The organism is Desulfothermus naphthae, assembly GCF_054657475.1.
Map to the genome: position 1 here is coordinate 1,734,270 of NZ_BAAHYQ010000001.1, position 12,656 is coordinate 1,746,925.

Here is a 12,656-nt window from a genome sequence, read left to right on the forward strand (position 1 = left end):
AATGAAAGTAATGTATATATCCAATTCTTCCCATATTGGAGGGGGAAATAGAAGTTTGGTTCAAATGGCTCAAAAAGTTAAAAGAAATGGACATGAAATCTTAGTCGTTGTTCCTGGAAAAGGTAAATTCTTGGAATTGATAAAGAAGGAATGTTTAAATTATATCATTTTGGATCATCAACTCTCAAACAAATATTCAAAAATTGATTTTATTTGTAAGTTCTTTAAATACTTGAGGCTTCTCTATTTCTATTCACCAGATATAATTCACGTAAACGATCTCTTTTGCTACCGTATTGTCAGTATTGCGGCAAAGATTTTAAAGATACCTTTAATCTGTCATATTCGTTATTCTGTAGACGAGAATAGCGTGAGTTATTATATGAAAGTGTTACCACATGTAATAATTTTTAATAGTTTTTATATGAAAGAGATGTTCATAAAAAAAAATCCAAATATTCCTGAAACCATTAAGAAAGAAGTAGTTTACAATTTTTTTAATCCAGATGATTATTATTGTCCCGAGATGCGGAGGGTCATAAGAAATCAATGGGGAACACATAATTGTTTTTTAGTTGGTATAATAGGCAATATATCCCCTCAAAAGGGACATGACACCTTTTTGCGTGTGGCAAAAGAACTTTTATACACTTCGCCAAATTTTCGTTTTGTGATTGTTGGAGAAGATTTAGGACCCAATAAGTGTAATGAGAAAAAAGTAAAAAGATTGATAACAGAGTTAAATATAGATGATTATATTATATGCCTTGGGTTTAAAGATAATATTGGAGAAGTTCTTGCGGCATTGGACGTATTAATTGTTCCTTCTGTTTATGAACCTTTTGGAAGAGTTGCAGTTGAGGGTTTGTTGGCTGGTTTGCCAGTAGTAGCGTCTAAAACAGGTGGTCTGATTGAGATTTTAAAGGATGCACCCTATGGATTTTTGGTTGAACCCAATAATTTTCAACAATTTGCTACAAAGATACTAGAGATTTATGAAAAAGCAGAAAAAATTCCAGTAGTTTTAAATAGGGAATATGCTATCAATAAATTTAGTGAAGATGTAAATTATAAAAAATTGATAAGCGTGTATTTTAATGTAATCAAATAATTCATTTTTTTATGTTATTACCTCATAGTGAAAAGATGAAATTATTATGAACACTTCTTCGTTAGTTAGATCAAGTGGAAAAGCCGCTTTGTGGCAAATATTAGGTGGAGGGTGGCAAACACTAGTACGTTTGGGGGCAAGTGTCTTTTTAGCAAGGGCTCTTAAACCCTCTGATTTTGGTCTCTTTGGTATGGCCTTGCTTTTTAGAGATCTTCTTGTTCATATTGGTGCCATGGGAATGGCCTCTGGCATTATAGTGAAAAAAAATGTTTCTCAAGAAGATTTAAATACATGTTTTTGGACAATGGCAGCTGTGAGGTGTTGTTTATTTTTAATTGCCTTTTTGGGAGCTCCTTTGGTTGCTCTTTTTTTTAAAGAGTCCCGTGTTGTTCCCGTAATTCAAATTGTAGCTTTTTGCTTTATAATTCAAATTTTTAGTATAATTCCAAATACACTTCTCATTAAAGAATTGCGCTTTAAAAGTTTAAATCTAATTAATGGGATAGGGGTTTTTTTAGAATCTTCTCTTGCTGTCTTTTTAGCTATAAATACTGATTTGGCTTATTGGTCCTTAGTTATTGCTTTGCTGGTTAGTAATCTTTTCATTAATTTAGCTATTTTTGCTTCTGCTATTTGGTGGCCAAGATTTAATTTCAACAAAGAGAGTTTTAATTATCTTTTTCGCTTTGGAATTCATGGCTTATTTTTTTCCATTATCAGCTATTTACGACAAAATTTGGATTATCTCCTAGTAGGTCGTCTTTTAGGCTCTTATCAATTAGGTCTGTATGAATTTGCATATCGTATCCCGCATTTGGTTTTTGATAGAATTTCAAGGCCTGTTGGCAGTGTTGTATTTCCAGCATTATCCAAAGTTCAAGATGATAACAACAAAATTTTTACTGGATATGTAAAGTCAGTTAAATTTGTTACTTTCATTGCATTTCCTATGCTTTTCGGATTGGCCGCCGTTGCAGATATTTTAGTGCCGGTTTTTTGGGGAGAGCAATGGTTGTCTATTATAAAGCCTTTACAAATCCTTTGTTTATGCGCAGCATTGAGATGTATTTTTCAGCCTATTGGATCTATTTTTTATTGTAAAAATAGACCTGATCTTCAATCTAAAATAGCTTTTATTAATTTAATTTTCACTGCTATTTCCATCAGTATCTTAGGATACTTTTATGGATTAATTGGTGTAGCTCTTGGTATGCTGGTTTCTTGTCTTCCCTCATTTATTATTTTATGGTATGCTTTTCATGTTTTGTTGGAGAAAAATTTTTTTATGTTGTTTAAAGAATTATGGCCTATTATATTTTCATCTTTGATGTGTCTATTTGGGACCTTTTGGGTAAAAAAGTTGTGCCTAATATTTCATTTAAATATACAAATTGTATCACTTATAACAATTTTTTCAGGAGCCATTATATATGTTATTTGTATATTTATTTTATTCAATTCTTTAATTAAAGAGATATTTAAAAACATAGGATTAATTTTATGAAACTTTTTTATTATAGTTCAAATATTTTTAACTTTGGTGACGCCTTGAATGAGTGGTTATGGCCTAAAATTTTTCCAGATTTGTTTGATAACGATGAGAAGATTATTTTTATTGGTATTGGTACCATATTAGACAGTCGGATTCCTGAAAATCCATTTAAAGTTGTTTTCGGCAGTGGAGTTCGTTATCCTCAAAATCCTCCTAAAATTGATTGTAAGTGGGATATAAGAGCTCTTAGGGGTAAGTTATCTGCTAAAATATTAGGTATTGATGAAAAAGTATCTATTACCGATCCAGCAATTTTGGTAAATCTTTTTTTTAAAAGTGATTTTCAAAAATGTTACAAAATATCATACATGCCCTATTTTAGAAGTGCATCCAAAGATTGGGAACTTGCCTGTAAGTTGGCAGGCGTTAAATATATAGATCCTAGGAAGTCCATAGAAGAATGTTTTTTAGATATTGCCAGATCTGAATATCTTATTAGTGAAGCTATGCATGGTGCTATTGTTGCGGATGCTTTTAGAGTGCCTTGGATCCCTGTACGCTCGTTAAATAAGTTTTATGAAGATTCAGTTCATAATTTTAAATGGAATGATTGGTGTTCATCCTTGAATTTAGCATTTAGACCAATTGATTTGCCGGTATTGTGGTATGATAAATCACGGATGATTTCTTTATGTAAAAATTATATAAAAATATTATATATTGCTTTTAAATTACATTATATTAAAAAGAAGTATTCTTTTAATTTAAGTGATAATATTATATTACAAGAAAATTTTGATAAATATTTAGATGTTATAGAACAATTCAAAAAAGATTATAAAATATAACTTTAAAAGAACTATATGGTAAATGAGAAGCTAGAATTAACTTTTAAAACTTTTCCTTATGGTTGGCATCCTTATTTAAAATGTTATTCTAGTGCTATGAATAAATTTGGAATTAGTGTGGTTCCAGGAAAAGTATTTAATAATAAAATTCTAGATGATACTAGTTTGACAGGAGTTCATTTTCACTGGACAGAGTATTTTTGGAATTCTTCTAATCTTCTTAAAAATGTCAAATCAATTTTAGGTATATTATCTTTTTTAAGAGAGGCGCGTAAGAAAAGAAAAATAATTTTATGGACAGTTCATAATCATAAAGGACATGAAGGTAAATTATTATTAGATTATATAGGATATAAAGTTATTGCTAACTTTGCAGATTTAATTATAGTTCACAGTAAATGGTCTAAAAACGTCATAAAAAAGAAATTTAATCCACCAGGCCGCATTGTTTTAATGTATCATGGAAATTTTATGAGTTATTTTAAATGTAATGAATCTAAAGAAAATTCTCAAAAACACTTTGGCTTAGATATTACGAAACCAACCATTGGAATAATAGGAACTATCAGAGGATATAAAGGTCATGATCTTGCAATAACAGCATGCCAAGAAAAGAATATTCAGTTATTTATTGCTGGCAAATGTTATGATGATAAATTTTTACAACGTTTGGTTTTATTAGACACAAATAACATCGCAATTTTTTATCCAAAAAAATTGACAGATCTTGAATATGCTTCTGCGATTAATGCTTCAGATATAATATTATTACCATATAGAAATATCACTACCAGTGGAGCTTTATTAGCTAGTTGGAGTCTTGGACGAAGTGTTATTGTTCCTGACCATCCATATTTTAGAGAAATAATTCCTAAAAATTCAGTAGTGGGTTATTTATTTAAAAATTATAAGGAGATTCCTTTTTTGTTTGAAAGGCTTCTATCTGTTCCTTTTAATAAAAGATATCATTTGTGTTTAGAAGAAGCTAAAAAATATGAATGGGATAAAGTAATTGTTGATTTAAGTAGAGAAATAAAAAACTTAGTTAAGTCCTAAAAATATAATTTTTTTCATGCGCGCATCGTAAAATAAAATTTAGTTATTTTTAATAATAATTGCACAAAATTTTTATAGCATAAGACAATATTTTTAAAGTTTAATTATGGGTAAAATATTACTATTTATTCTTTTTGTTTGTAATGCAATTTATTCCTTAGTTAATCCTTGGTTTGGAGTAACCATAGGCTATTTGTTCAATATCCTCGGTCCTCAATATATTTGGTGGTGGCATTTTCAGGGATTAAGGGCTTTTTATTTAATAGCCATTCCTACAGTCGCTGGTTTTTGTATTTCTTCTGTGCGGGGAGCTATTAATTTTGATATTATTAAAAATAAACGTGTCTTGTTTGCAAGTTTATATTTTATTTTGATTTTTCTTTCCTATTTTTGGGGACCTTATGTGGATGTTATGAATGAATGGAGATTTTTTGATCCCTACCAGGTTCTAATTAGGATGATAAAAGTTTTTGTTTTTTTCTTTGTTGGTCTTTGCTGTATATCTGATGAAAACAAAATGAAAATTTTTGCGTTGATTCTCCCCATTGTTGCTTTTTATTTAATTTATTGGGCTAATATGCAATATTTATCAGGAAGATTTTTTATAAGGTTAAAAGGGCCGGTTAATTTACTAGGTTGTGGTCTTTATTCAGATGAAAATAATTTTGCTATGCTTTTTGTTGTTAGTATTCCTTTTTTGTTTTTTTTGGGTTGGTTTTTTAAACAATGGTATTTACGTTGGAGCTTATGGTTGGCAATCCCCTTTGCTTGGCATGCTATTTTTTTAACTGGTTCTCGTGGGGGGCTTTTAGGTGCAGCTTTTGTGAGTCTTTTTGCTGGGTTACGTAGTCAAAAAAAAATTATTGGAGTTATGCTCATTCCTCTTTTTATTTTTGCGTATATTTGGCAGGGAGGAAGTGTTATTAAAGAACGGGCTGAAACTATTATTAAAAGAAGCGAAGATTCATCTCAACAGACACCTCTTGATCCAAGGATTGAAGCATGGAAAGCGGGTTTAAAAATGATTATAGCCTATCCAATTACAGGAATAGGATTGGCTTCTTTTGGACAAGCTTATTTATATTTTATGGAAGGTCGTCCTAAAGTAGCCCACAACACTTTTATACAAATCGCTGCAGAATCGGGAATTCCAGCGTGTTTTTTTTATGTGTTGTTAATGTTAAATTGTATGAGGTCCCTATTAAAAAATAGAGATTTATTTGGAAAGGGATCTTTTGGTTATTATCTTTCAGATGCTACTTTAATTTCTTTAAGTGGTTTTTTGGTTTGTGCCCTTTTTCTTACCCTTACCGGCTTTGAAATTCAATTTTATCTGATTATTTTGGCAAATACCTTGAGTTATTTAGCAAGAAAGAGATTTATAGATGAAAAAAATACATAATATAATTTTTTCTTATGATTTTTTTCCCAAAATTGGAGGGGCTCATCTATGGCTCTATGAAGTTGGAAAAAGATGGCCTGAACCAACGATGGTTATTACTTCAAATTTTCAGGAGCAATTTAAATTACAGAAGAGTTTTGATTCCTTGACTCATGGATCTATTAGAGAAATTAATCGTCTTCCTTTCAAAATAACTGGTTGGGGAATTGACTTGAATTTTTTTAAAAACTTATGGAAGATGATTCAAGTTTTTAAAAGAATTAGATCTTCTAATCCAATTGTAGTTCATTGTGTTAAAGCTATACCAGAGACAGTGTCTATTTTATTTATTAAATATGTCTTAAAACAAAAATTAAAAATAATTACTTATGCCCATGGTGAAGAATTTTTAATCGCAAAAACCAGTCGTCAGTTAAAGTGGCTAACTAAATTGGCACTGAATTGTTCTGATTTAGTAATTGCCAATAGTTATTCTACAAAAGGACTAGCGTCATCTTTTTATGATGAATCTAAAATTAAAGTGGTTCATCTTGGCGTGGATTTTGTGCGATATCAACTGTCCCATGTAAAAAGAGAAACATGGCGAAAAAATTGGGGATTTGCCAAAGATACAATAATTCTAATTACCATGGCTAGGATGGAACCTAGAAAGAATCATGGAATGGTTTTAAGAGCATTGGCTGAACTTCGTAAAGAAGGATTACCTTTGGCCTATGTGATAGGGGGCGAAGGAGAGGAAGAAGAAAGACTTAGACAGTTAAGTATGGATTTGGGGATTCAGCCCTGGGTAAAGTTTTTGGGACAGATTTCGGAAGAAGATAAAATTAAAAGTTTTTGCGCTGCAGATATTCACATTATGCCTTCTATTCATGTGGGTTCTATGATTGAAGGTTTTGGGATTGTTTTTATGGAAGCAGCGGCAGCAGGTCTTCCTTCAATTGCTGGGAATGTTGGTGGACAGCCTGAGGCAGTTATTTATGGAAAAACTGGTCTGGTGATTGATGGTCGAGATGTTGAGCAGATAAAAGGGGCGGTTAAGAGATTGGCTTTAAATTCAGAGGAGCGAATACAAATGGGGAATGAGGCACGTAAGTGGGCAAAAGAACATGATTGGTCTAATATAGTAAAAAAAATTTATGCTATTGTGAAGGATATCGGAGTTAATTGATGAAAATTTCAATTTATACATTTGTTCGCAATGGTTTATATTATGATTACCATGTAGTAGATATGTTAAGACATCATCTTGATTTTGCTGATGAGATTATAGTTAATGAGGGTTACTCTACTGATGGAACATATGAAGCTATAAAAGATATTCATCCAAAAATAAAAATTTTTCGAACTCATTGGGATGATTCCGATCCTAAAAAATTTTGGATTCAATTTAAAAATGAAGCAAGAAAAAAATGTACAGGTGATTGGTGTATTCTTTTGGATTGTGATGAGTTTATTCCTGAATGGGAATTTGAGAAGATAAAAGAGTATCTTTTATCTAATGACAAGGTTATTATACCTATGCAATATATAAATTTTTATGGAAATTATAAAGTTTATTTAAAATACAACTCAAAATTGAATCTTCCGTATAAGAAATATACTATCCACAGAAACTTACCAGATATAGAAGTCTGGGGTGATGGATCTAATGTAAGATTAAGGGATCAAGAACTATTCCCTTTTGACAAATATGATGGGCCATGGTTTACTGTGCATCATTTTGGGGCAGTTAAAAATGCAGCAAGACTACGTGAGAAATGGAATTGGCAAAGTAGATTTTATATACGTACAATCAAAAATCGAATTAAAATTCCGAAAATCTTCTTTCGTCTATTTCCTCACAAATGGGATGATTCACATTTTTTAAATGATCTTGAGATTTATGAAGGGCCCTATATAAAAGCCGTCAGGGAAAATCCTGACGAGTTTGTTAGGGATGATTTTTATTTGTATCATCTATTGAAAAGAAGAAGGAGACAAAAATGATTTCTGTTCTTTATTCATGCACAGAAGGATATTTTCCATATCTTGTGCGGAGTCTAGAGACTGTTCCTGATAAGATGAATTTAGAAATTATTATTGTTGTTGACTTCGGGCTAAAATTAAAATGTGAAGAGATGTTAAAGAAAAGAGAAATCTTACAAAAGAAGAATATAAAGATTATTGAACTTTCAAAGAAGATGCCCAATATGAAAAAAGCATATTGTTTGAATTTAGCTGCACAAAATGCTCATGGTGATTATATTTTGATCAGCGATGCAGATTTTTTATATCCAATGTGTTTTTGGGAGTTTCTTTTTAACAACATTCCTGAAGATAAAAAAATAGTTTATCACTTTTTTGTCGGTAGATTAAATAAAAAGGTTACTTTTAAAATATTGAGTGAAAACCATGAGTGGAGTGAGATTTACGAAAAGTATGAGGGAATGTCAGTTTTTTATCCACCTCCTTTTCGCTCTAAAATACTACTTAAGTTGGTTAAGTGGTTGGTAAGTTTGTTTAGATATCAGGTTGAATTTTATATAGATCGTCCTGTATATGATGAAATATTTGGCAACATAAATCCATGTTTTTATTCCAGAGATTTTTTCTTTCATGTGGGTGCTTACGATGAAGATTTCGTTGGTTGGGGAGGAGAAGATGATGATTTGGAAAGACGCACTTTAAATAAAGGGGGAATTAGTAAAAGGATTCCTATAATAGTGGCTCATCTTTGGCATCCAAGGGTCGTTGACTTTAAAAATTATATTTCTGATTCTTCAACTTACGGGGGTAGAAAACAATGAATAGAAAATAGAGGTTCACTTTTGTCAGCAATTCTCGGTGAGAAATAATGATAGTAAAAAAATAATAACAATTAATTCAATAAAAGTTTTTCACGGAAAGATAATGATACAGATTCATGATCAAAAAAAGGTATTCTTAATAATTTTTTTTGCGTTAATAATTCGTGTAGTTCTTTTGATTCTTTTCCATCATCAACCCCTAAATATCGTAGACGAACAACATTACAATAAATTAGCACTTTCTCTTTTAGATAGAGGCGAGTTTGGATGGAGTCCTGGAAAACTTACAGCAATTCGTCCACCACTTTATCCTGCTTTTCTAAGTGTAATTTACAGGGTTTTTGGAGCTAATAGTCACAATTGGGTGCGATTTATCCAGATTTTAATTTCATTGGCAAGTGGCTTTTTAGTTTATTTGCTTGCGAAAAAGCTCTTTAGACAAGAAAAGATTGCTTTGTATGCGTCTATATTTTTTCTTTTTTATCCTTCCCTTATAGTTTTCAATTACCTGATTTTGACTGAAACGCTATTTATCTTTCTTTTTTTGTTGGCTTTGTGTTTTTTTATATCCGCTATTATGGAGGAAGGATATAAGAAAAATGAAAAGTCCTTATTTGGCATGAGAAAAGTAACAATTTATTTGCTCCTTGCAGGGATCTTTTGGGGACTTGCTAGTTTGACGCGGAGCGTTACTTATCCCTTGGTTCCATTAGTCGGGTTATTTTTGTTTTTTATCTCGCCAAAGAAGCGAGAAGGTCTTATGGCCTGTGTTATCTTTGTGACAGCGGTAATACTAACCCTTACTCCATGGATGATACGCAACTACCGAGTATTTGGCCACTTTGTTGCGGTAGATACTATGGGTGGGCTTAATCTTTATATGGGAAATTATGAACACACGCCACTTCATCGCGCCTGGGCTGCAGTGGACAATCCCCCTGAAATTGCCTGGTATCGTGGACATGAAAAAGAACTTCATGGATTAAATGAAGCTGAAAAACAGCGATGGGCTATAAAAAAGGCTATAGAGTTTATGAAAAGATATCCAGCACACACAGCTGTGCGAACACTTATTAAAACAGCTAATTTTTGGCAGCTTGAGCGTGCTATTATAGCAGGAATGCAGAGAGGATATTTTCCAGGACTTAGCAATAGATTATTAGAGGTTTTCATAGTAAGTAGTATTTTGTGCGGTTACGTATTTATTTCTATCTTTGGTTTTTGTGGCTTGATATGGCGAGTTACAATAGGTAGAAAATTAAATGTTGAAGAGAAGGTAGTTAGACATGGGCTTTCATTAGAAAGAAGATTGCCAAACCCTACTAGACGTTCTTTAAGATTTATAGATTGGTTAATAATTCTAATTATTTTTTATTTTACTGCTATCCATGCTATTGTGTTTGGGCATTCTAGATATCATTTGCCTTTAATCCCTTTACTTTGTATTTATGCTGCTTTTTTTTGGTGTTATTTTAGAAGAATATATGAGGAGCATAGACAATATTTTTGGCGTGTTTTTGTGCCTGTATGTACGATTTTTGGTTGTTTTTGGATTTATGATGTTTTTATCGGGAGTAAAGATAAGATTTTGGCTTTTTTAAGTAAAGTATTTTAGTCACTTAGTGTAATTGGGTAATAGAGGATTTTTACATAAGGATGGAATTATGAAAAAGATTGATTATAAGGCCTATATTGCAATAGCGCGTCCAGATCATTGGTTTAAAAATGGTTTTATGGTATTAGGTGTGCTGCTGGCTTTTTTTATTGAGCCTACACTTTTTGAGAGGAATTGGTATTTTAATGTGTTTTTGGCTTTAGTGGTAGCTTGTTTAGTTGCCTCGAGTAATTATGTAATTAATGAAATTTTAGATGCGCCCAAAGATGCCCTGCATCCTAAGAAAAAGATGCGACCCATACCTTCCGGCAGAGTATGGCTTCCTTTAGCTTATTTTGAATGGTTATTTTTAGCAGTTGTGGGTCTTGGCTTGGCTTATTTGGTAAATTTTTCCTTTTTTTTATCTGCCCTCTGGCTCTGGATCATGGGATTTTTCTATAATGTTCCTCCATTTCGAACTAAAGATATTCCTTATGTAGATGTATTGAGTGAGTCAATTAACAATCCCATACGACTTTTTTTGGGATGGTTTGCCTTGATACCAAATAAGATCCCCCCTTTATCACTTATTATATCTTATTGGATGGCAGGGGCATTTTTTATGGCAACTAAGAGATTTGCTGAATATCGTATGATAAACGACGCATTAGGGGCTGCTAATTATCGCAAATCATTTGCACATTACAATGAGCAAAGACTATTAATTAGCATTTTTTATTATGCAATTTTTTGTGCATTTTTCTTAGGCATATTTATTGTTCGCTATCATTTAGAGCTCATTCTTTGTGTACCTCTTTTTGCAGGATTTTTTGCTTATTATTTAAAGATAGGTTTTCATGAAAACAGTCCTGTCCAGAATCCTGAGCATCTTTATAAAGAGGTTGGTCTAATGCTTTATTTAGGCATATGCTTTGTTTGTTTTGTGTTTTTGTTGTTTACGCGTATTCCAATTCTTTATAAATTATTTAAGGTAACCACCTATAATATAAATCCCTTATGGGAATTTTAAGTAATTATTGTTATTATTTTTAATAGAAAAGGAGTTTTAAATGTTAAAAAAAGTAATTTTTGTAACATGGGTTTTTATTTTTTTCTCTTGTCTTATAGCTAATGGTGAGAATAAATTTGGTTTTCCTGAAAGTACATGTAAAATTTTGATACTTACAGATCAATTACCAGGAAATATGAGTGAGAGACAGATTCGTTTTGTAGCTAACCATTATGTAGGATCTCAAAAACTGACCTTAAGTATTTCTAAACGAATACGTTTTTATACAAGACTTCTAAAAAGACCATTTGTTGTGCTGCATTACCATCTGGGTATTTGGCAGCAAAACCCTAAACATCAATTTATTATTGATGGTGAACATTGGGGAAATGATTGGGACTATGTAACTCAACATGAAGAGTGGTTTTGGCATAATGAAAAAGGAGAGAGAGTGTATTCTCGCAATGATGGTAAATATTTAATGAATATTTCAAATAAGAGTTTTAGAGAATATTGGAAACATTCTATACTCAAACAGATTAAGGCTGGTAATTATCAAGGAGTTTTTTTAGATTCTGCCAATATTGGGCTTTTGCAATGGGAGGCATCACATCTTGATCCAAGACTTGCGAGAACATCTGCAAGAAATAGAAAATTTAAAGAGTTAGGGGGTAAGAGTTGGAAAGAAACTTATAAAGAGTTTATGAAAGATTTAACTGTGTTTTTAGAAAAAAATGGATATGCTACTATCCCAAATACCTGTGGATTGTTTACTACCTGGGATGATACTGATTATTATACCACGGCATCAGGGGCCTTTATTGAAGGTGCTTTTGATACAAAAAATAGTAATGACTGGAAAATGGCAATGGATAGAACCTTACGACTCATTAAGAGAGATAAGATAGTTATATTTCAATCTTATTTAAAGAGTAATGAAGATATTAGAAAAAGAATGTATTATCTCTCATGTTATCTCCTTATAAAAGGAAATTATTGTTATTTAATGTATTTTCATAGGGGATGTCTTTCCTGGTATCCAGAGTTTGATATAAAATTAGGATGTCCTAAAAAAAAGATAATTTTATCTTTAAGAGATATACAAATAAGAGATGGCATATATAAAAGAGAGTATGAAAATGGAGAAGTCTGGGTAAATGTATCAAGAAGACCTTATAAAATAAAGTTTGGAAAAATAGTTAGACAGGTTGTTCCAATTGGAGGAGGTCCAGTGGATAGAGATGGAAATTTTCACGGTAAGCTAGAATATGAGGATGTTGAAAATTTATCAATTATGCCTTGGACAGGAATTGTTGTTTTATATAAATAAAATTAACTTAAATACAGGAGGAGTTTTT

The 12,656-nt window shown here is 31.6% G+C and carries 11 protein-coding genes; all 11 read left to right on the forward strand.

The genetic code is table 11. The annotated features are described in order from the left end of the window. Positions 1-10 precede the first annotated feature (10 nt). The 11 genes from ACYQ1E_RS08375 to ACYQ1E_RS08425 all read left to right on the forward strand — a co-directional run bounded on the left by ACYQ1E_RS08375 (position 11) and on the right by ACYQ1E_RS08425 (position 12,628). Complete coding sequence (locus tag ACYQ1E_RS08375) at positions 11-1,111, forward strand: glycosyltransferase family 4 protein (protein ID WP_459878501.1); 1,101 nt, start codon at positions 11-13, stop codon at positions 1,109-1,111. Positions 1,112-1,157: 46 nt separating this feature from the next. Then, entirely contained in the window at positions 1,158-2,615 is a 1,458-nt protein-coding gene (locus ACYQ1E_RS08380; protein WP_459877815.1) for a lipopolysaccharide biosynthesis protein, read from the forward strand. Beyond that, entirely contained in the window at positions 2,612-3,451 is an 840-nt protein-coding gene (locus ACYQ1E_RS08385; RefSeq protein ID WP_459877818.1) for a polysaccharide pyruvyl transferase family protein, read from the forward strand. Before ACYQ1E_RS08380 ends, ACYQ1E_RS08385 begins: the two co-directional genes overlap by 4 nt. Before the next feature lie 15 nt (positions 3,452-3,466). Next, complete coding sequence (locus ACYQ1E_RS08390) at positions 3,467-4,507, forward strand: glycosyltransferase (protein ID WP_459877821.1); 1,041 nt, start codon at positions 3,467-3,469, stop codon at positions 4,505-4,507. A 106-nt stretch (positions 4,508-4,613) separates the two neighbouring features. Then, a complete protein-coding gene (locus ACYQ1E_RS08395; RefSeq protein ID WP_459877823.1) occupies positions 4,614-5,909 on the forward strand; it encodes an O-antigen ligase family protein in 1,296 nt (431 codons plus the stop codon). After that, positions 5,893-7,077 (forward strand): glycosyltransferase family 4 protein, encoded by a 1,185-nt coding sequence (locus ACYQ1E_RS08400; RefSeq protein ID WP_459877826.1) that lies wholly within the window; start codon positions 5,893-5,895, stop codon positions 7,075-7,077. The genes ACYQ1E_RS08395 and ACYQ1E_RS08400 overlap by 17 nt, the downstream gene beginning before the upstream one ends. Continuing rightward, a complete protein-coding gene (locus ACYQ1E_RS08405; RefSeq protein WP_459877829.1) occupies positions 7,077-7,895 on the forward strand; it encodes a glycosyltransferase in 819 nt (272 codons plus the stop codon). Before ACYQ1E_RS08400 ends, ACYQ1E_RS08405 begins: the two co-directional genes overlap by 1 nt. Next, positions 7,892-8,695: a glycosyltransferase gene (locus tag ACYQ1E_RS08410; protein ID WP_459877832.1), complete on the forward strand. Its 804-nt coding sequence runs from the start codon at positions 7,892-7,894 to the stop codon at positions 8,693-8,695. Before ACYQ1E_RS08405 ends, ACYQ1E_RS08410 begins: the two co-directional genes overlap by 4 nt. A gap of 103 nt (positions 8,696-8,798) precedes the next feature. Then, positions 8,799-10,310, forward strand: a complete 1,512-nt coding sequence (locus ACYQ1E_RS08415; protein WP_459877835.1) for an ArnT family glycosyltransferase — start codon at positions 8,799-8,801, stop codon at positions 10,308-10,310. Positions 10,311-10,359: 49 nt separating this feature from the next. Next, a complete protein-coding gene (locus tag ACYQ1E_RS08420) occupies positions 10,360-11,319 on the forward strand; it encodes a UbiA prenyltransferase family protein (protein WP_459877837.1) in 960 nt (319 codons plus the stop codon). Positions 11,320-11,359: 40 nt separating this feature from the next. Then, a complete protein-coding gene (locus ACYQ1E_RS08425) occupies positions 11,360-12,628 on the forward strand; it encodes a putative glycoside hydrolase (protein ID WP_459877839.1) in 1,269 nt (422 codons plus the stop codon). Positions 12,629-12,656 lie beyond the last annotated feature (28 nt).